Consider the following 19,896-nt stretch of genomic DNA (forward strand, 5'->3'; position numbering starts at 1 on the left):
GTGACCTTTTGTTTACCTTTCGGTTATCTTGGCATCTTCTGCAGGTCGATACTCCTGGTAACTCTCCCGTAATTTCAGAAAGTGCTTGCGAGGCCCGCCGATAAAGCTGCACGATCGCCATCCGTCGCCGCTGCGGCCCCCCTCCGGCACCAAGAAGGAGATCCCATGTCCAGGTACGACTGGAATATGAACCACGAGGGAATCGAGCGGGCGCGTTCCGTGATCGAACCCGCTCGTAAGGAGGTCACCACCCACCCGATTTACCAGCGGATAAACAGCCGGGAGGGCATGGCGACGTTCATGGCGCACCACGTGTTCGCGGTATGGGACTTCATGTCGCTCCTGAAGTCCCTGCAACGGGAACTGACCTGCGTCGACGTCCCCTGGGTGCCGCGCGGCACGGAGGTGAGCCGACGCCTGATCAACGACATCGTCCTGGTCGAGGAGAGCGACGAACTGAACGGCGGCTTCACCAGCCACTTCGAGCTGTACCGCGCGGGCATGACCGAGGCGGACGCCGACGGGACCAGGATCGACACCTTCCTCGCCCTGATCGCCGAGGGCCACGACGTGCCCTCCGCGCTCCGCGTCGCCCAAGTCCCCGCCCCCGCAGCCGGGTTCGTCCGCACCACGTTCGAGATCATCTCGGACCGGCCGCTGCACTGCCGGGCGGCCGCGTTCGCCTTCTCCCGGGAGGACCTCATCCCCGACATGTTCGACCAGGTCATCAAGAAGGAGGGCACCGACCGCTTCCCGCTCTTCTGCGACTACCTGGCCCGACATATCGAGGTCGACGGCGAGGAACACACCCCCATGGCCATGCAGATGGTGGCCGACCTCTGCGGCGCGGACGACACACGCTGGCAGGAGGCGGTCGAAACAGCGACGCTGGCCCTGGAGGCGAGGGTGCGGTTGTGGGACGGGATCGTGGAGGCGATGACCTGAGGACCGAAGGGGCGCGCCGCCGCGGACGGTCCCCTGCGGCGGGGCTGCGCCGTGCTTCTCCCTCCAGGGATCCGCGGCGGCCCGGACGCGAACGGGGGCCGCCCCACGCGCGGCCGTGGAGCACTCGGGGATCCTGCGCGTGCCGTCAGGGCTGCGGTGCTGCAGCTCGTCGGTACGCTCCAGCACTCCTTGTCCTGCTCGGGCCTCTCCGGTGCTGTTCGTTCAGTACGTGTTCGAGCTCGTCGACGGCAAGATCGAGCGGTTCGACCGCTGCGCCCCGTCACCCCTCCTGCAGCGGCTCCTTCGCCGGTTCTTCCACCGGCGCCTCCCCGAACCGTGCCAGCGCCAACGCGCCCGCCACCGCCACCGCGAACCCCAGTACCGCCAGCCAGGCCAGGCCCTCGCGGGTGCGGTCGCCCAGCCAGATCACGCCCACCAGGGCCGGTCCGATGGTCTCGCCGATGACCAGACCGGCCGTGGCCGTCGTCACCGAGCCGCGCTGCAGCGCCGAGGTCAGCAGGATGAACGCGGCGCCTCCGCCGATGAGCAGCGCGTACGTCGCCGGGTTGGTCAGCAGCGTGGCGGGCGCGAGGTCGTCGATCAGTCGTACCGAGACCTCTACGACCCCGAACCCGAACCCGGCCCCGAGCCCGAGGACCAACGCCCGGCCCCGCCCGGACAACCGCCCGCCCACCAGACCGAGCAGCAGTACCACCACCGCGGTCCCCAGCATCCAGTACTTCAGCGTCATGGACCCGGCCTCGCTGCCCTCGGTCCCGGACGCCAGTCCGAGCATCGCCAGCCCCGCGCACACCACCCCCACCGCGGCCCACTCCACCCCGCTCAACCGCACATGCAGCAGCCGCGCGGCGACCACCGCCGTCACCGCGAGGCTCGCCGCCAGCGCCGCCCCGACCGCGTAGATGGGGATGGAGCGAAGCGCCGCGATCTGCAACAGGAAGCCAAGCCCGTCCAGCGCGAGGCCCGCGAGATACCGCCACTGCCGCAGCGCCCGCAGCAGCAGAGCCGCGTCCCCGCCCGAGCCGCCGCTGTCGGCCGCCGCCCGCGCGGCGATCGCCTGCAACACCGTCGCCGTACCGAAGCAGACCGCCGCGCCGAGCGCGCACACCATTCCAAAGAGCACGAAGTGACTCTAGGCGACGCCGAATCGAAGGGGTCCCTCGCCTGCCTTGCGCAAAGGACCTCTAATCTGATCGCCAGCGCCGAGCAAAGCGCGCGCACGCTCATGACCAACGGGGGATCGAAGATGGCGGACACACGACGGCGACTGCGTTCGGGAACGGTCGTACTCGGCGGCATGGGACTCCTCGCGGCGGCCCTCACCGCCTGCTCCTCGGAGCCGGACAAGCGCTGCGTCGACCGCGACAGCTACACCTCGCTCAAGGGCTACAAGGTCATCGCCGACAAGAACTGCAAGACCACCAAGTCCGTCAAGACCACCAAGACCGGGACCACGAAGACCTCGGTCAGCAGCGGCTGGTACTACGGCGGCAAGAAGAAGGGCGGCTGGGTCGACGGCGGCTCCTTCACCAAGGCGAGCAAGGGATCCGGCAGCAGCACCAGCGGCGGCAGCCATCACTCCGTCGACCGCGGTGGCTTCGGCAGCGGCAAGGGCAGCTCCGGCGGCTGAGCGACGCGACACCACGTCACCGCACCCGTAGCCGTGGGCCGCGCGCCCAGCACCGATCGGACCCGTACGCCATGGAGCGCCGCACCATCGAGCCCCGCGCCGGCTGGCAGCAGACCGTCGAGCGACAGGGCCTCATCTACCCCCTGACCCGCTACCCGGACGACTCCCTGCGCCCCTACTGGGACGAGAGCGCGTACTACGCCTTCTCGCTCCCGGAGGTGGAGGCGCTGGAGGAGGTCGTCGAGGAACTGCACCGCATGTGCCTGGCGGCGGCCGAGCACATCGTCACGGAGAACCGTTTCGCCGACCTCGGCATCACCGACCCGCGCGTGGTGCGGGCGGTCGCCGAGGCCTGGCAGCGCCGCGACGAACTCCCCTCCGTCTACGGCCGTTTCGACCTGCGTCACGACGGCACGGGCCCCGCCAAGATGCTGGAGTACAACGCGGACACCCCGACGTCCCTCGTCGAGGCGGCGAGCCCGCAGTGGTTCTGGATGGAGGACCGCTTCCCCGGCGCCGACCAGTGGAACTCCCTGCACGAACGACTCGTCGCCGCCTGGAAGAAGCAGGCCGCCCTCCTCCCGCCGGGCAGCCCCCTCCACTTCGCGCACTCCGCCGCCGACGAACTCGGCGAGGACCTGATGACCGTCGCGTACCTGAAGGAGACGGCGCAGCAGGCGGGCCTCGACACCGACTGGATCTCGGTGGAGGAGATCGGCTGGGACCCCCTCTCCGGCCGCTTCGTCGACAACCAGCTCCGTTTCATCCGCAGTTGCTTCAAGCTCTACCCCTGGGAGTGGCTCACCACCGACCGCTTCGCCGACCACGTCCTGGACACCCTCGACAACGGCGGCGGTACGGGCACGACCCTGTGGATCGAGCCCGCCTGGAAGATGCTCCTCAGCAACAAGGCCCTCCTCGCCGTGCTCTGGGAGCTGTACCCGGGCCACCCCAACCTCCTCCCCGCCTACCTCGACGGACCCCGGGAGCTGGCCACCACCCGGGGGTACGTCGCCAAGCCGCTCCTCGGCCGCGAGGGCGCCGGGGTGACGGTGCACGCGCCGGGCGCCGTTCCCGTCGTACGCGAGGACGAGCCCTGCTGCTACCAGGAACTGGCCCCCCTTCCCTCCTTCGACGGCAACCATGTCGTCCTCGGCGCCTGGGTCGTGGACGGCGAGTCGGCGGGGCTCGGCATCCGTGAGTCGTCCGGGCTGGTCACGGACGAGTACGCCCGCTTCCTGCCCCACGTGATCCTCTAGGCACCCGGTCGGCGCTCAGTCGGCACCCAGCACCGCACGCAGCTGGGCCAGCCCCCAGTCCAGGTCCTCCTTGCTGATGACCAGCGGCGGGGCGATCCGGACCGTGACCCCGTGGGTGTCCTTGACCAGGACACCCCGGTCCATCAGCCGCTCGGAGATCTCGCGTCCCGTGCCGTACTCGGGGGCGATGTCGACGCCCGCCCACAGCCCCCGCCCGCGCACCGCCGTGACATGCCCCGTGCCCGCCAGCAGCCCCAGCTCCCGGTGCAGGTGGTCACCCAGTTCCGCGGCGCGCCGCTGGTACTCGCCCGACCGCAGCATCGCGATCACCTCGAGCGCCACCGCGCAGGCCAGCGGGTTCCCGCCGAACGTCGACCCGTGCTCACCGGGCCGGAACACCCCGAGCACCTCCCTGCTCGAGACCACCGCCGACACCGGTACGACCCCGCCCCCGAGCGCCTTGCCCAGTACGTACATGTCCGGCACCACGCCCTCGTGCTCGCACGCGAAGGTGCGGCCCGTGCGCCCAAGACCGGACTGGATCTCGTCCGCGACGAAGAGGACGTTCCGCTCGCGCGTCAGCTCCCGCACCCCGGCGAGGTAGCCGGGCGGCGGCACCAGCACGCCCGCCTCGCCCTGGATCGGCTCCAGCAGCACCGCGACCGTCTCCTCGGTGACGGCCGCCCGCAGCGCGGCCAGATCCCCGTACGGCACGATGTCGAAGCCCGGCGTGAACGGCCCGAAGTCCGTCCGCGCCTCCGCGTCCGTGGAGAAGCTGATGAGTGTCGTCGTACGGCCGTGGAAGTTGTCGCTCGCCACGACGATCCTCGCCCGGCCGTCGGGGACGCCCTTGACGCGGTACCCCCACTTCCTGGCCGTCTTCACGGCGGTCTCCACCGCCTCCGCACCCGTGTTCATCGGCAGCACCATCTCCATGCCGCACAACTGCGCGAGCTGCGCGCAGAAGTCGGCGAACCGGTCGTGGTGGAAGGCCCGCGAGGTCAGCGTCACCCGCTCCAGCTGCGCCTTCGCCGCGTCGAGCAGCCGCCGGTTGCCGTGGCCGAAGTTCAGCGCCGAGTAGCCGGCCAACAGGTCGAGGAAGCGGCGGCCCTCGACGTCCGTCATCCAGGCCCCGTCCGCCGTCGCCACGACGACCGGCAACGGGTGGTAGTTGTGCGCGCCGTGCGCTTCGGCCGAGGCGATGAGTCGTTCGGTGGTGGTCACGGGATCTCCGTTTCCTGCAGCCCAGGGATCGCTGCCCCACGGGGGTCGGGCTCGTGGCTCCCTTCTTATCTCCTATCGTCGCTCGCATGGTGGACGGAGGAACCCGGCGATCCGGCGCGCCCGGTAGGCTGACGGGCGGGGCCGTGACTGGCGCGCTGGGATGGGACCGACCATCGGGGAGCGGCCCATGAACCGTGTGCCGTGCGCCTGGGCCGACCCGTGAACGCTGAACGCCACGTCCGGAGGCCGTCAATGCCCGAGCCCCTTTCCACCGAGTCCACCGCCTTCCGCAGCGCCCTCGACGTGATCCGGGCCGTGGAGCCCCGCGTCGCCGACGCCATCGGCCAGGAGATCGCCGACCAGCGCGACATGCTCAAGCTGATCGCGTCGGAGAACTACGCCTCCCCGGCCACCCTGCTGGCCATGGGCAACTGGTTCAGCGACAAGTACGCCGAGGGCACCGTCGGCCGCCGCTTCTACGCCGGCTGCCGCAACGTCGACACCGTCGAGGCCCTCGCCGCCGAACACGCCCGCGAGCTCTTCGGCGCCGAGCACGCCTACGCCCAGCCGCACTCCGGCATCGACGCCAACCTGGTCGCCTTCTGGGCCGTGCTCGCCGCCCGCGTCGAGGCCCCGGCCCTCGCGAAGGCCGGCGTCCGCAACGTCAACGACCTCTCCGAGGCCGACTGGGCCGAGCTGCGCCAGGCCTTCGGCAACCAGCGCATGCTCGGCATGTCCCTGGACGCCGGCGGCCACCTCACCCACGGCTTCCGCCCGAACATCTCAGGAAAGATGTTCGACCAGCGTTCCTACGGCACCGATCCCGCCACCGGCCTCATCGACTACGAGGCGCTGCGGACGTCGGCCCGTGAGTTCAAGCCGCTGATCATCGTCGCCGGCTACTCCGCCTACCCCCGCCTGGTGAACTTCCGGATCATGCGGGAGATCGCCGACGAGGTCGGCGCGACCCTGATGGTCGACATGGCGCACTTCGCCGGTCTGGTCGCGGGCAAGGTCCTCACCGGCGACTTCGACCCCGTCCCGCACGCCCAGATCGTCACCACCACCACGCACAAGTCGCTGCGCGGCCCGCGCGGCGGCATGGTCCTGTGCGACGAGAGCCTCGCCGAGCAGGTCGACCGCGGCTGCCCGATGGTCCTCGGCGGCCCCCTCCCGCACGTCATGGCCGCCAAGGCCGTCGCGCTCGCCGAGGCCCGCCGCCCCGAGTTCCGCGACTACGCCCAGGCCGTCGTCGACAACGCCCGCGCCCTCGCCGAGGGCCTGATGCGGCGCGGCGCCACCCTGGTCACCGGCGGCACGGACAACCACCTCAACCTGATCGACGTCGCCTCCTCCTACGGCCTCACCGGCCGCCAGGCCGAGTCCGCGCTGCTCGACTCGGGCATCGTCACCAACCGCAACGCCATCCCCGCCGACCCGAACGGCGCCTGGTACACCTCCGGCATCCGTATCGGCACGCCCGCGCTGACCACCCGTGGCCTGGGCACCACCGAGATGGACGAGATCGCCGGTCTCATCGACCGCGTCCTCACCGCCGCCGAGCCCGGCACCACCGCCAAGGGCGCCCCGTCCAAGGCCCAGCACGTCCTGGACCCGAAGATCTCCGACGAGATCTCCCACCGCGCCACCGACCTGCTGGCCCCGTTCCCGCTCTACCCGGAGATCGACCTCGGCTGACCCACCTCCTGGTTCAGAGGTCGATCAACTCCTGTCGTGGTTCCCGCGGCGGTACGGCGCCCTCGCGCCGGGCCGCCGCGCGGCGTACCAGGAGGGTGCCGCCGACCCCGAGGAGCAGACCCGCTCCCAGCCCCGGCAGCACCCACCGCGCACGCTCCTCGACACCCCGTTCCGAGCCCGGTGCGCTTGCGGCGGCGTCGAGCAGCTTCCCCCGCTCGACCACCCGCTCGTACACCGAGCGCGACGCGCGGTGCCAGCGGATGTCGTCGTCCACGACGTCGGGCGAGGGGTCCGTGCGTACCCAGGGCGTGCCGTCCGCGGCCAGGAACAGCTGGTCCTGGCGCCCCATGGCGACATCGGCCCCCGGCGCGCTGTCGGTCTGCGGCCAGCCCCCGACCCCGCTCAGCCCCCACACCACGGTGGCCCGTACCGGCGGGAAGTCGCCCGCCGTCCACGCGTCCGGCACCCGCTCCGTCCCCATGTAGGTGGGAGTCAGCAGGTCCCACAGCCGCCTGAAGTCCCGCTCCCCGGAGTGCAGCGCGGTCGTGCGCCCCGTGCCGCCCTCGATGACCAGCGCGATGTCCGGGGCACTGCGCCCCGCGGCCGGTGCGGAAGCCCGCGCCGGGTGCGCCCCCAGCACGGCGAGCACCAACCCCACGAACCCCACGAACCCCGCGATCCCCGACCTCGCCCGTCTGCCCCGGCCCGCCATGCGTCCCCCGTCCGCCGCCCCCGGTACGTGCCTTGAGTACCCGCCCGAGTATCCGCCCAGGTCCCCCTTTGGGGGAGAGCTCTGTTCCCACCTGTTCCCGAGCTCCCGGGTGTACCTGAGAGAATGGTGAACATGGCCTCTGAACGTCCCCGCGTGCTCTCCGGAATCCAGCCCACAGCAGGCTCGTTCCACCTCGGCAACTACCTCGGCGCCGTCCGCCAGTGGGTGGCCCTGCAGGAGTCCCACGACGCCTTCTACATGGTCGTCGACCTGCACGCGATCACCGTTCCGCAGGACCCGGCGGACCTGCGCGCGAACACCCGGCTCGCCGCCGCGCAGCTGCTCGCCGCCGGTCTCGACGCGGACCGATGCACGCTCTTCGTGCAGAGCCATGTCCCCGAGCACGCCCAGCTCGCCTGGATCATGAACTGCCTCACCGGCTTCGGCGAGGCCTCCCGCATGACCCAGTTCAAGGACAAGTCCGCCAAGCAGGGCTCGGACCGCGCGTCCGTCGGCCTGTTCACGTACCCGATCCTCCAGGTCGCGGACATCCTGCTGTACCAGGCGAACGAGGTTCCGGTCGGTGAGGACCAGCGCCAGCACGTCGAGCTCACCCGCGACCTCGCCGAGCGCTTCAACGGCCGATTCGGCGAGACCTTCACGATCCCGAAGCCGTACATCCTCAGGGAGACGGCGAAGATCTACGACCTCCAGGACCCGTCGATCAAGATGAGCAAGTCGGCGTCCACGCCGAAGGGCCTCATCAACCTGCTCGACGAGCCGAAGACCACCGCCAAGAAGGTCAAGAGCGCGGTCACCGACACGGACACCGTCATCAGGTATGACAGCGAGCACAAACCGGGTATCAGCAATCTGCTGACCATCTACTCGACCCTCACCGGTACCGGTATCGCGGAACTGGAGGAGAACTACGCGGGCAAGGGCTACGGTGCGCTCAAGACGGACCTCGCCGAGGTCATGGTCGACTTCGTGACCCCGTTCCGGGAGCGCACCCAGCAGTACCTGGACGACCCGGAGACGCTCGACTCGATCCTGGCCAAGGGAGCCGAGAAGGCGCGCGCCGTCGCCGCGGAGACGCTCGCGCAGGCGTACGACCGGGTGGGCTTCCTGCCCGCCAAGCACTGAGGCGTACGACCGCACACACGTACCACTGGGCAGAGCGCTGCACATCACTACGGCTGCGCCTGCCCACAACACAGCCGTGGCCTTACAGTCGATAGCCGGACGGCTGAGTACGAACCAGACAACGCGCCCGGCGACGCGAAGGACAACGCAACCGGTGACGCGACCGACGACGCACCGGACACGACGACAGGAGACGACGTGGGGACCGTAACGATCGGCGTGTCGATCGCGGTCCCGGAGCCTTACGGCAGCCTGCTCCAGGAGCGGCGCGCGGGCTTCGGCGACCCCGCGGCTTGTGGCATCCCCACGCACGTCACCCTGCTGCCGCCGACGGAGGTCCACGCCGCCGACCTGCCGGCCGTCGAGGCGCACCTGACCGAGGTCGCCGTGGCCGGCCGCCCCTTCCCGATGCGGCTGTCGGGCACCGGCACCTTCCGGCCCCTGTCGCCGGTGGTGTTCGTGAAGGTCGTCCAGGGCGCCGAGGCCTGCACCTGGCTCCAGCAGCGGGTCCGCGACGCCTCCGGTCCCGTGGCGCGCGAACTGCAGTTCCCGTACCACCCGCACGTCACGGTGGCGCACGGCATCGACGACGCGGCGATGGACCGCGCGTTCCAGGAACTCGCCGACTACGACGCCGAGTGGCCCTGCACGGGGTTCGCGCTCTACGAACAGGGCTCCGACAGTGTGTGGCGCAAGCTCCGGGAGTTCGCCTTCGGCGGATCCGTGGTGCCACCGCAGGCGGGCCACGCGGACGTGGAGCGCGGCACCATCGCTAGCCGCTAGCCGCTAGCCGCTAGCCGCTAGCCGCTAGCCGCTAGCCGCTAGCCGCGGTCGAGCCGGACGGCCTCGGTCGAGCTAGATCGGCAGGCGGCGGAACACCGCTCGCGGTACGTGCCGCAGCGCCGCCATCACCAGCCGCAGCGCCCCCGGCACCCACACCGTCTCCGAGCGCCGTCGCAGCCCCACCTCGACGGCCGTCGCGACCGCCTCCGGTGTGGTGGCCATGGGTCCCTCCGCGCGCCCCGCGGTCATCTTCGTACGGACGAACCCCGGGCGTACGACCATCACGTGGACGCCGGTGCCGTGCAGCGCGTCGCCCAGACCCTGGGCGAAGGCGTCCAGCCCCGCCTTGCTCGACCCGTAGATGAAGTTGGAGCGGCGGGCGCGCTCGCCCGCGACCGAGGAGAGCACCACCAGGGACCCGTGCCCCTGCGTCTGGAGGGCCCGCGCGCACACCAGCAGGGCCGACACCGCGCCCGTGTAGTTGGTCTGCGCGATCCGGGCGGCGGCCACCGGCTCCCGCTCGTCCCGGGCCTGGTCGCCGAGGACCCCGAAGGCGAGCAGCACCATGTCGAGGTCGCCCTCGGTGAAGACCTTGCCGAGAACCGTCTCGTGGGACTCGGGGTCGAGCGCGTCGAAGGCGAGGGTACGGACGTCGGCGCCCAGTGCGCGCAGGTGCTCGGCGTCCCGCTCCAGGGCCGGCGAGGGCCGTCCGGCGAGCCACACCGTGCGGGTGCGCCGGGCGATCAGACGGCGCGCCGTGGCCAGCGCGATCTCGGACGTGCCGCCGAGGATCAGCAGGGACTGGGGGGCTCCGAAGGCGTCCTTCATGACAACTCCTAGAGGGGTGAGGAGGCGGGAGGGTCGACCGGTTCTGGAGGCCGGGGCGGCGGGAAGTTCGATCGGTTCTAGAGGTCGAGGCGGCGGGACAGGTCGGAGGTGAACACCCCGCGCGGGTCCAACTCGGCCCGTAGTTCCCGGAATTCGGTCAGTCGTGGATACATGTCGGCCAGCAGTTCCGGCCGCAGCCGCGCGTCCTTCGCCAGGTACACGCGTCCGCCCGCCCCTGCCACCTCCTCGTCCAGCTCGTCGAGGAAGGAGCCGAGGCCCGGCAGGTTCGCGGGGATGTCCAGGGCGAGGGTCCAGCCCGGCATCGGGAAGGAGAGCCAGCCCGGATCGCCCTCGCCGAAACGCTTCAGGACGGCGAGGAAGGACGGGCACCGGCGTTCGGCGACGCGCCGCACGATGCGCCGCAGGGCCTCCTCGCGCCCGTGTCCGACGACGAACTGGTACTGCACGAAGCCACCGCGCCCGTAGATCCGGTTCCAGTGCGGCACCCCGTCGAGCGGGTGGAAGAAGGCCGGGATCCGCTGTAGTTCACCGGCACGCGCGCGGGGTGCCTTCCGGTACCAGAGCTCGTTGAAGAGGGCCACCGTCCCGCGGCCGAGCAGTCCCTCCGGTACGAAGGGGGGCGCGGACGGGAATCGCGGCGGTCGGAACGCCAGCGGGCGTCGGCGCGCGCGTGGGGGGAGCGCGTCCAGGGGGGCGTGTTCCCCGCGGGTGAGCACCGAGCGTCCCGTCGAGCGGCCGCGCGCCAGCAGGTCGATCCAGGCGACCGAGTACCGGTAGCGGTGGTCCGTGGCGGTGAGACGGGCCATCAGGTCGTCCAGGTCCGCCGCGCGTTCGGTGTCGACGGACATCAGCGAGGTCTCGACGGGCTGGAGCCGGACGGTCGCCGTGAGGATCACCCCGGTCAGGCCCATGCCGCCCGCGGTGGCGTCGAAGAGGGGGGTGCCCCGGCCCACCGTGCGGATCGCGCCGTCCGCGGTCAGCAGCTCGAAGGAGAGGACGTGGCGGGCGAACGAGCCGGACACATGGTGGTTCTTGCCGTGGATGTCCGCGCCGATCGCGCCGCCGACGGTCACCTGGCGGGTCCCGGGCGTGACCGGCACGAACCAGCCGAGCGGGAGCAGGACCTCCATCAGCCGGTGCAGGCTCACGCCCGCGTCGCAGAGCACGGTCCCGCCGTCGACGTCGATCGCGTGGACGCGGTCGAGGCCGGTCATGTCGAGCACGGCCCCGCCCGCGTTCTGCGCCGCGTCCCCGTACGCCCGCCCCAGGCCCCGGGCGATGCCTCCGCGGACCCCGCAGGCGCGGACGGCGGCCGCCGCTTCCTCGTAGGTGCGCGGGCGGACCACACGGGCGGTGGTCGGGGCGGTGCGGCCCCAGCCCGTGACGGAGACGGGTTCGGCCGGGTCGGAGGCGGATCCGGCCGGGTCGGAGGCGGTGTCGGCAGGCATGACCGTGACCGTATCGGCGAAAAAGGTACACAAAGCCCTCACCTCTCCCGTCTTCGCGGCTCCTCACCGAAATGGGTGATTAATGGGATGTCGTACAAGATTTCCGTAATTCTGCGGCCACTCCCTAGAAGAGTGAGATCACATGGACGACCTTGACGACATGGACCGCCGACGGTGGGACGGCATGGACCGTCGGCTGCTGTCGGCCCTCCACGAGCGCGGCACGGATCCACGCGTGGCGGCCGTCGCACACGCCCTGTCCTGGAGCGGGGAGCACGGCGTGCTGTGGCTCGCGGCCGGGCTCACGGGCGCGGTGGTCGACCGCGGGCGGCGCGGCGCGTGGCTGCGCGGCACGGCGCTCACCGCCACCGCGCACCTCGCCAGCATGGGCGTGAAGCAGATCGTGCGCCGTCCACGCCCCGCGCACATCGTCCCGCTGGTGCGCACGGCCGGACGTCACTCGTTCCCCAGCTCCCACGCGGCCTCCGCGACGGCCGCGGCGGTCGCCTTCGGCGCGCTCGGAGTCCGCCCGCTGCCGCCGCTCGCCGCCGCGATGTGCCTCTCCCGGCTGGTGGCCGGCGTCCACTACCCCTCGGACGTGCTCGCGGGCGCCGCCCTGGGCGCCCTGACGGCCCGTCTGGGCGCCCGCTGGATCGAGGCCGGCCATGGCTGAACGCACGGTGCTCCTGGACCCCACGCCGACCGCCCCGGTTCCCGTGCGGACCCTCACCAGCCTCGCCCGGGGTCTCCTCAGGACCACCCGCCCCCGCCAGTGGGTGAAGAACCTGCTGGTCGTGGCGGCCCCGGCGGCGGCGGGCCAGCTCTTCTCCCGGCACGCGGTGATCCAACTCGCGCTCGTCTTCGTCCTGTTCACGGCCTGCGCCGCCGCCGTCTACCTGATCAACGACGCCCGGGACGCCGAAGCCGACCGCGCCCACCCGGTCAAGCGCCACCGCCCGGTCGCCACGGGCCAGGTCCCCGTCCCCCTCGCCTACGCCACGGGAGGCGTGCTCGCCGTCCTCGCCCCGACCGCCGCCGCCCTGCTGTCCTCCCCGGTCACCGCGGCACTGCTGACCGCCTACCTCGGCATGCAACTGGCGTACTGCGTCAGCCTCAAGCACGTCCTGGTCGTCGACCTCGCCGTCGTGACGACCGGGTTCCTGATGCGGGCGATGATCGGCGGGCTCGCCCTCGGCATCCCGCTCTCCCGCTGGTTCCTGATCACCACGGGCTTCGGCGCGCTCTTCATGGTGGCGGCGAAACGGTACTCCGAGGCCGTCCAGCTGGCCGGGAACGCCGGTGCCACCCGCGCGCTGCTCACCGAGTACACCACCGGCTATCTGCGCTTCGTCTGGCAGCTGGCCGCCGGGGTCGCCGTGCTCGCCTACTGCCTGTGGGCCCTGGAGGAGGGCGGCGTGCCCAGCGCCGGGGTGCTGCCCTGGCGCCAGCTGTCCATGGTCGCCTTCATCCTGGCCGTCCTGCGGTACGCCGTCTTCGCCGACCGGGGCGCGGCGGGCGAGCCCGAGGACGTCGTCCTGCGCGACCGCGCGCTCGCCCTGATCGGGCTGGTGTGGCTCGCGATGTACGGGCTCGCGGTCGTGAACTGGTGAGCCTCGCCCGGCGGCCCCTGACCCAGGAGCTCCTGGGCTTCGCCACCGTCGGCGTCCTCGCCTACGCCGCCGACCTCGGCCTCTTCCTCTGGCTGCGTGGCCCGGTAGCCCTCGACCCGCTCACCGCCAAGACGCTGTCGTTCGTGGCGGGCTGCTCGGTCGCGTACACCGGCAACGCGCTCGGCACGTACCGGCACCACCCCGTGCGGGGGCCCCGGCGGTACGCCGACTTCCTCGCGTTCCTCGCCGTGAACCTCGCGGGCGCCCTCGTCCAGCTCCTGTGCGTCGCCGTCAGCCACTATGGCCTCGGGCTCACCTCGCGACGCGCCGACACGGTCTCCGGTGCGGGGATCGGTATGGCACTCGCCACGGTCCTGCGTTTTTGGGGTACCCGGACATGGGTTTTCCGAGGTGAGGGCAGAGTCGGATCATGGACTGGCTGAAAAAGCTCCCCGGCGTGGGGCCGTTGGTCACCCGCCTGATGGCCACGCACGGGTGGCGGTCGTACGAGCGTCTGGACCGGGTGAAGTGGACGCGGCTCGCCGCCGCGATGACCTTCATCAGCTTCGTGGCGCTCTTCCCGCTGCTGACCGTCGGCGCCGCGATCGCCGCCGCCACCCTCACCAGCCAGCGGCAGAAGGAGCTTCAGGACAAGATCGCCGAGCAGGTGCCGGGCATCTCCGACCAACTCGACATCAACGCACTGGTCCAGAACGCCGGCACCATCGGGCTCATCGCGGGCGCCGTCCTGCTGCTCACCGGCATCGGCTGGGTCGGCTCCATGCGGGACTGTCTGCGCGCGGTCTGGGAGCTGCCCGACAGGGAGGAGAACCCCCTCCTGCGCAAGCTCCTGGACGCCGTCATCCTCGTCGGACTCGGTGGTGCCGTACTCGTCACCATCGCCGTCTCCACCGTCGCGACCTCGCTGGTCGGCTGGTCGGCCCGGCATCTCGGCATCGGCGAACACGACTGGGGGAGCGTGCTGCTGCAGTCCGCCGCGTTCGCCGTCGCCGTACTCACCGACTTCCTGGTGCTCCTGTACGTCCTGACCCTGCTGCCGGGCGTCGAGCCGCCGCGCCACCGGCTCGTCGTCGCCACGCTGATGGGCGCCGTCGGCTTCGAACTGCTCAAGTTGCTGCTCAGCAGCTATATGAGGGGCGTGGCGTCGAAGAGCATGTACGGCGCCTTCGGTGTGCCCGTCGCGCTGCTGCTGTGGATCAACTTCACCTCGAAACTCGTCCTGTTCTGCGCCGCCTGGACGGCCACGGGACATGCCGACTCCGGCCCGAAGCAACGCGACGACGACCCCGACGGGCCCGCGGAGCCCGGGGACTTCGAGGAGGTCAGCGGCGGCGGCGCATCAGGTCGGGGAGGGGCCAGCGGCGGTTGACGAGGAAGACGGCGCCGGCGACCAGGGCGAGCAGACCGCCCGTGATGGCCAGGGCGGTGCCGATCCCGCTGGAACCGCCCTTCGCCGCCGCGGAGGCGGCCACCGGCGACGACGAGGCCTTGGTCCCCTGGTCTCCGGTCGACACCGGCGTGTTGGACCCGGCGGACGCGGTCGCACCCGCCTGCGCGCCGGTGTCGACGCCCTTCGGCGGCACCAGCGCACCCACCGGTTTGACCTTGCCGGCCGCGCTGAAGCCCCAGTCGAGCAGCCGCGCGGCCTCCTTGTAGACCTCGTTGTGCTCGTCCTTCTCCGGGTTCATCACGGTGACAAGGAGCACCTTGCCGTTCCGCTCGGCGACACCGGTGAAGGTGGCGCCCGCGTTGGTGGTGTTGCCGTTCTTCACCCCCGCGATGCCCTGGTACGTGGAGACGTCGGTGTCACCGGTCAGCAGCCGGTTGGTGTTCTGGATCTCGAAGGACTCGCGGGTCGTCTTCCCCTTGTCGTTCTTCTTCGTCTCGCCCGGGAACTTCGCCCGCACCGTCGAGCAGTACTCCCGGAAGTCCTTCTTCTGCAGCCCGGAGCGGGCGAACAGCGTCAGGTCGTACGCCGACGACACCTGGCCCGGCTGGTCGTAGCCGTCGGGGCTGACCACATGCGTGTCGAGGGCCTGCAGGTCCTCGGCGTGCGCCTGCATGTCCTTGACCGTCTGCTCCACGCCGCCGTTCATCGCCGACAGCACGTGCACGGCGTCGTTGCCGGAGCGCAGGAAGACGCCGAGCCACAGATCGTGCACGCTGTACGTCTCCTCCTCCTTTATCCCCACCATGCTGGAGCCCGCGCCGATGCCCGAGAGGTCGGTGACGGCTACCTTGTGCTGCGCGGTGCTGGGGAACTTCGGCAGCACGGTGTCGGCGAAGAGCATCTTCAGCGTGCTCGCCGGGGGCAGCCGCCAGTGCGCGTTGTGGGCGGCCAGCACGTCGCCCGACTCGGCGTCGGTGACGATCCAGGAGCGCGCGGTCACATCCTTGGGCAGCACCGGGGCGCCCGTGCCGAGATCCACCTGCGTCCCGGCCTCTCCCAGCCGCGCTCCGCCCACCGTCGACATGTTCGCCGGGGGAGTCGCGCTCGGGCTCGCCGTCGGTGACGGTGACGACGACGGCTTGTCGGCCGCGAAGACGGGGACCGTCGTCGTCAGCGAAAGGGTCAACAGGGTGGCGGAAGTGACCAGCATCGATCGCCGGATGGTCTTCTTGGTGGCGGGCACGGTCGAGAAATTACAGGGCGCGGACCGGGAAGTCCCATCACCCGATGCTGGAGTCCCCTGGTCCCGGCCACCCCGGCGCCGGGTCCCGGCCGGCGACGGCGATACTGGACCCATGAAGCTCAGCCGCCCCGTCTCCTGGTTCCTGCTCGTCTTCGGAGTGTGGAGCTGGATCATCTGGGTCACTTTCGTCAAGAATTTGTGGAAGGACGGCAGCGGGCTCGCGTTCAACGACGCGGGGGATCCGACGGCGTACTTCTGGGTGCACCTGACGCTCGCCGTCGTCTCCTTTGTCTTGGGGACGGTCGTCGGCGGCATCGGGTTCCGCGGACTGCGCGCATTGCGCCAGACGTCATAGCAACAGGGGACAAACGGGGGACAACGGAACACAACGGCGGACAACGGGGGGTACGGCGTCTTGGTCATCGTCTTCGTACTGGTGGGACTGCTCGCCCTCGCCGCGGTCGCGGGGCTGTACTGGTACGTGTGGCGCCGTCTGGTGCGTGACACGACGTCCGGTCCGGGGCTCGCCCGGCGCGCGGGCACCGTGGTCTTCGTCGCCGGGCCGGTGCTGATGATCGCCGCGGTCGCCGCGGAGCGCGCCGGTGCGCCCTTCCGGCTCCAGCAGGTGCTGGCCTGGCCGGGGTTCCTGTGGATGGCGCTGTCGATCTACCTGCTGCTGGGGGTGGTGGCGGGGGAGGTCGTACGACCGCTGCTGCGCCGGGTCCTGGAGCGCCGCGCGGCCCCCTCCGCGGCCGTACCGCAATCGGCACCCGTACGGCACCCGGCACCCGTACCGCACCCGGAGCCGGTACCGCACACGGAGCCGGTGCCGACGGGAGCGGCGGCCCCCCAGGAGCCCTCGCCCGCGGAACCGACATGGCCCGTCACCACCCCCTCGCGGCGGCTCTTCGTCTCGCGTGCCGTCGGCGGGGCCGCCGCGGCCGTCGCCCTGGGGACCGTGGGATACGGGACGTACGGGGTGCTGCGCGGGCCCCGGGTGAAGCGGGTCACCGTGCCGCTGGCCAAACTGCCCCGGTCCGCGCACGGTTACCGGATCGCCGTCGTCAGTGACATCCACCTCGGCCCCACCCTCGGGCGGGACTTCTGTCAGCGGGTCGTCGACACGATCAACTCGACGCAGCCCGACCTGATCGCGGTGGTCGGGGACCTCGTCGACGGGAGCGTGAAGGACCTCGGCCCCGCCGCGGCGCCCCTCGCGCGGCTGCGGGCACGGCACGGCTCGTACTTCGTCACGGGCAACCACGAGTACTACTCCGGTGCCGCGCAATGGGTCAGGGAAGTACGGGAACTGGGTCTGCACCCGCTCGAGAACGCCCGGACGGAAATGGCCGGATTCGATCTCGCGGGCGTCAATGACGTCGCGGGGGAGAGCGAGGGGCACGGGCCCGACTTCGGGAGGGCGCTGGGGGACCGGGACACCGCGCGGGCCGTGGTGCTGCTCGCCCACCAGCCGGTCCAGATCCACGACGCCGTCAAGCACGGTGTCGACCTCCAGCTCTCCGGGCACACCCACGGCGGCCAGCTCTGGCCGGGCAACTACCTCGCGGAGCTGGCCAATCCCACGGTCGCGGGCCTGGAGCGGTACGGCGACACGCAGTTGTACGTCTCCCGGGGCGCGGGAGCCTGGGGGCCGCCGACGCGGGTGGGCGCGCCCTCGGACATCACCGTCGTGGAACTGGCGTCCCCGCAAGCCTGAGAACCGGCTGTGAAACAGGGGCGAAACGGTCCTTCCCAATACCCCGTCTGATTCTTCGGACACCTCTTCCCACAGACGAAACACCTGTGGTTGGGTGATTCGCGTCACTGGGGAGTGACACGGGGCGTGGCCTGGGGAGGGGCGCCGATGCGATCGGTTCGCATACGGATTCTCGCGGTGCTGGTGGTACTGGCGGCCGTGGGTGTGGGCGGCTGGCAGTTACTGCCGTCGAAGGAGAACGGCAACAGGACCATCACGGTCGGGACGACGGACGCCGTCACGTCCCTCGACCCGGCGGGCGCCTACGACGCCGGCTCCTGGGCCCTGTTCAGCAATGTGTTCCAGTCACTGCTGACGTTCGATCCCAGTGGCGCCGCCCCCGTGCCGGACGCGGCGAAGAGCTGCGGGTTCGTGGGCGCGGGACTGCGGACCTATGCCTGCACCCTGCGCGACGACCTGACGTTCCCGAGCGGGAGCAAGGTGACCGCCGAGGACGTGAAGTTCTCCTTCGACCGCGTCAAGGCCATCAACTCCGAGGTGGGGCCCGCGTCCCTGCTCTCCACCCTCGGCTCGGTGGACGCCCACGGCCTCAAGGTCACCTTCCACCTGTCCTCGCCGGACGCCACCTTCCCCTTCAAGGTGGCCACCGGAGCCGGGTCGATCGTCGACCACACCCGCTACCCGAAGCGCGCCCTGCGCAAGGACGCGGGCGCCGACGGCACCGGAGTGTACGTACTGAAGTCGTATACGAAGGACAAGCGGGCCGTCCTCGTGCCCAACAAGCACTACAGGGGCTCCGTCGAGGGGAGCGGCACGCCCACCGTGCTGCGCTACTACGCGACCCCCAAGGCGCTGGAGAGCGCCTGGAAGGCGAAGCAGGTCGACGTCGCGACGCGTCAGCTGCCGCCCGCGACGCTCGCCACCCTCTCGCCGAGCGACCCGAACCAGCACGTCACCGAGTCCGACAGCGCCGAGACCCGCAACCTCGTGCTCAACGTCCGCGCGAACTCGCCGCTGCACAACCGCCTCGTACGGCAGGCCGTCGCCGTACTGATCAATCGCGAGCAACTGGTCAGCCAGACCTACAAGGGGACGACCGATCCGCTGTACGGGCTGATCCCGGCGGGCATCACGGGGCACTCGACGTCGTTCTTCGACGCCTACCCCAAGCCCGACGCGAAGAAGGCGAAGGCCCTGCTGGCCGAGGCCGGGGTGTCGACGCCGGTGCGCTTCACCTACGGGTACGCCGAGGGGCGGGGCGCCGCCGGTGAGGAGGCCACCGAGCTCAAGCGGCAGCTGGAGGCGAGCGGCCTGTTCAAGGTGGACATCAAGGGCTACGAGTGGACCGACTTCCAGAAGCGGTACGCCGAGGGCCAGTTGGACGCCTGGGCGGTCGGCTGGGTCGCCGACTTCCCCGACCCGGACACCTTCAGCGCCCCGCTCGTCGGCACCGGCAACAGCATGAAGAACGGGTACAGCGACAAGGACGTGGACCGGCTGATTCAGGACAGTCAGCAGTACGAGGACCGCAGCCGCACGTCCGACGACTTCCAGACACTGCAGGAAATCGTGGCCCGCGATGTTCCCCTGATTCCCCTGTGGCAGCGCAAGGAGTATGTACTCAGCAGTGAGGACGTAGGAGGCGGCCAGTACCTGTCGGACGGGACCGGTGTCTTCCGCCTCTGGCGGCTGAGCTGGATATGACACGTGACGTGATCCCGCGGGGTGGCCCCCCACCCCGGTGACATCGCGCTCTCGCCCAACGCGGCACCATGCGCGCACTATGTGCCGGAGGTGTGCGCGCGGTGAGGAGCTGAGGTGTTGAGACGCAACGCGTTCCGGCTGCCCCGGCACCCGGCGTCCGTCGGACTCGCCCGGCGCCGGGTACGCGACCATCTGCGGGACTGGGGCCACGGCACCGACGACCCGGCCCTCGCGGACGTCGTCCTGATCGTCTCCGAGCTCGCGACCAACGCCGTACGCCACGGACCCCTTCACGAAGGTCACGAAGGGGAGTTCGAGGTCGCGGTCACCGCCCTCGCCGACGGTTCCTGCTTCGTCGAGGTCTCCGACGAGGGCCTCGCCGTACCACGGCCGCGGCCTGCACCTAGTGGAGGGCGTCGCCGTGGCGTGGGGGGTGTGGAGGCGGGGCCGCCACGGCAAGACCGTGTGGGCGCTCGTGGCGTCCCCGGCCCCGTGA

General features: G+C 70.9%; 19 protein-coding genes and 1 pseudogene. 14 read left to right on the forward strand and 6 right to left on the reverse strand.

The features are described from left to right. Positions 1-165 precede the first annotated feature (165 nt). Complete coding sequence (locus tag FNV62_RS31165) at positions 166-945, forward strand: DUF3050 domain-containing protein (protein WP_186003119.1); 780 nt, start codon at positions 166-168, stop codon at positions 943-945. Positions 946-1,225: 280 nt separating this feature from the next. Here the strand turns inward: FNV62_RS31165 and FNV62_RS31170 are convergent, their stop codons facing one another. Then, entirely contained in the window at positions 1,226-2,077 is an 852-nt protein-coding gene (locus FNV62_RS31170; RefSeq protein WP_097285939.1) for a DMT family transporter, read from the reverse strand. Between the two features lie 135 nt (positions 2,078-2,212). On the opposite strand from FNV62_RS31170, the gene FNV62_RS31175 reads away from it, so the two are divergent. Beyond that, on the forward strand, positions 2,213-2,596 hold the full coding sequence (locus tag FNV62_RS31175; protein WP_143602694.1) for a hypothetical protein: 384 nt from the start codon (positions 2,213-2,215) through the stop codon (positions 2,594-2,596). A 71-nt stretch (positions 2,597-2,667) separates the two neighbouring features. Beyond that, positions 2,668-3,855 carry a glutathionylspermidine synthase family protein gene (locus FNV62_RS31180; RefSeq protein ID WP_097285940.1) on the forward strand — a complete coding sequence of 396 codons (1,188 nt, stop codon included), beginning with the start codon at positions 2,668-2,670 and terminating at the stop codon, positions 3,853-3,855. 15 nt (positions 3,856-3,870) lie between these two features. On the opposite strand, the gene rocD is transcribed toward FNV62_RS31180, so the two are convergent. Beyond that, positions 3,871-5,079 (reverse strand): ornithine--oxo-acid transaminase, encoded by a 1,209-nt coding sequence (gene rocD, locus FNV62_RS31185; protein WP_097285941.1) that lies wholly within the window; start codon positions 5,077-5,079, stop codon positions 3,871-3,873. A 201-nt stretch (positions 5,080-5,280) separates the two neighbouring features. Here rocD and FNV62_RS31190 point away from each other — a divergent pair, with 201 nt between their 5' ends. After that, the gene (locus FNV62_RS31190; protein WP_079089764.1) at positions 5,281-6,777 is read left to right on the forward strand and encodes a glycine hydroxymethyltransferase; all 1,497 of its coding nucleotides are present in this window, start codon (positions 5,281-5,283) and stop codon (positions 6,775-6,777) included. A gap of 13 nt (positions 6,778-6,790) precedes the next feature. Here FNV62_RS31190 and FNV62_RS31195 read toward each other — a convergent pair whose 3' ends face one another. Beyond that, on the reverse strand, positions 6,791-7,444 hold the full coding sequence (locus FNV62_RS31195; RefSeq protein WP_225900437.1) for a hypothetical protein: 654 nt from the start codon (positions 7,442-7,444) through the stop codon (positions 6,791-6,793). Between the two features lie 177 nt (positions 7,445-7,621). On the opposite strand from FNV62_RS31195, the gene trpS reads away from it, so the two are divergent. Together trpS and FNV62_RS31205 are read left to right on the forward strand one after the other, a co-directional pair. Beyond that, a complete protein-coding gene (trpS, locus tag FNV62_RS31200) occupies positions 7,622-8,635 on the forward strand; it encodes a tryptophan--tRNA ligase (protein ID WP_054233774.1) in 1,014 nt (337 codons plus the stop codon). Between the two features lie 198 nt (positions 8,636-8,833). Then, the gene (locus FNV62_RS31205) at positions 8,834-9,418 is read left to right on the forward strand and encodes a 2'-5' RNA ligase family protein (RefSeq protein WP_054233723.1); all 585 of its coding nucleotides are present in this window, start codon (positions 8,834-8,836) and stop codon (positions 9,416-9,418) included. A 72-nt stretch (positions 9,419-9,490) separates the two neighbouring features. Here the strand turns inward: FNV62_RS31205 and FNV62_RS31210 are convergent, their stop codons facing one another. Beyond that, entirely contained in the window at positions 9,491-10,246 is a 756-nt protein-coding gene (locus FNV62_RS31210; RefSeq protein WP_097285943.1) for a decaprenylphospho-beta-D-erythro-pentofuranosid-2-ulose 2-reductase, read from the reverse strand. 77 nt (positions 10,247-10,323) lie between these two features. Continuing rightward, entirely contained in the window at positions 10,324-11,715 is a 1,392-nt protein-coding gene (locus tag FNV62_RS31215) for an FAD-binding oxidoreductase (RefSeq protein WP_097289157.1), read from the reverse strand. A gap of 142 nt (positions 11,716-11,857) precedes the next feature. On the opposite strand from FNV62_RS31215, the gene FNV62_RS31220 reads away from it, so the two are divergent. From FNV62_RS31220 to FNV62_RS31235, 4 genes are read left to right on the forward strand one after another with little or no spacing between them, the layout of a single operon-like run. Further along, positions 11,858-12,388, forward strand: coding sequence for a phosphatase PAP2 family protein (locus tag FNV62_RS31220; protein WP_054233720.1), 531 nt, complete (start codon positions 11,858-11,860; stop codon positions 12,386-12,388). Next, positions 12,381-13,325 carry a decaprenyl-phosphate phosphoribosyltransferase gene (locus FNV62_RS31225; protein WP_060894425.1) on the forward strand — a complete coding sequence of 315 codons (945 nt, stop codon included), beginning with the start codon at positions 12,381-12,383 and terminating at the stop codon, positions 13,323-13,325. The genes FNV62_RS31220 and FNV62_RS31225 overlap by 8 nt, the downstream gene beginning before the upstream one ends. Continuing rightward, entirely contained in the window at positions 13,319-13,768 is a 450-nt protein-coding gene (locus FNV62_RS31230; protein ID WP_211180071.1) for a GtrA family protein, read from the forward strand. The genes FNV62_RS31225 and FNV62_RS31230 overlap by 7 nt, the downstream gene beginning before the upstream one ends. Beyond that, on the forward strand, positions 13,756-14,715 hold the full coding sequence (locus FNV62_RS31235) for a YihY/virulence factor BrkB family protein (RefSeq protein WP_143602700.1): 960 nt from the start codon (positions 13,756-13,758) through the stop codon (positions 14,713-14,715). Before FNV62_RS31230 ends, FNV62_RS31235 begins: the two co-directional genes overlap by 13 nt. Here the strand turns inward: FNV62_RS31235 and FNV62_RS31240 are convergent. Next, positions 14,669-15,979 carry a D-alanyl-D-alanine carboxypeptidase gene (locus FNV62_RS31240; protein WP_323186428.1) on the reverse strand — a complete coding sequence of 437 codons (1,311 nt, stop codon included), beginning with the start codon at positions 15,977-15,979 and terminating at the stop codon, positions 14,669-14,671. The two genes, FNV62_RS31235 and FNV62_RS31240, sit on opposite strands and share 47 nt — an antisense overlap. A 112-nt stretch (positions 15,980-16,091) precedes the next feature. Between FNV62_RS31240 and FNV62_RS55890 the strand changes: the two genes are divergently transcribed. From FNV62_RS55890 to FNV62_RS31260, 4 genes and pseudogenes are all read left to right on the forward strand, one after another. Next, positions 16,092-16,334 carry an SCO4848 family membrane protein gene (locus tag FNV62_RS55890; protein WP_097285948.1) on the forward strand — a complete coding sequence of 81 codons (243 nt, stop codon included), beginning with the start codon at positions 16,092-16,094 and terminating at the stop codon, positions 16,332-16,334. A gap of 60 nt (positions 16,335-16,394) precedes the next feature. Beyond that, positions 16,395-17,696: a metallophosphoesterase gene (locus FNV62_RS31250; protein WP_143609052.1), complete on the forward strand. Its 1,302-nt coding sequence runs from the start codon at positions 16,395-16,397 to the stop codon at positions 17,694-17,696. A gap of 147 nt (positions 17,697-17,843) precedes the next feature. Next, on the forward strand, positions 17,844-19,400 hold the full coding sequence (locus FNV62_RS31255; protein WP_097285950.1) for an ABC transporter substrate-binding protein: 1,557 nt from the start codon (positions 17,844-17,846) through the stop codon (positions 19,398-19,400). Between the two features lie 114 nt (positions 19,401-19,514). Further along, positions 19,515-19,896: pseudogene (locus FNV62_RS31260) on the forward strand (ATP-binding protein).

Origin of the sequence: Streptomyces sp. RLB3-17 (assembly GCF_007113425.2) — a bacterium.
Classification (GTDB): Bacteria; Actinomycetota; Actinomycetes; order Streptomycetales; family Streptomycetaceae; genus Streptomyces; species Streptomyces mirabilis_D.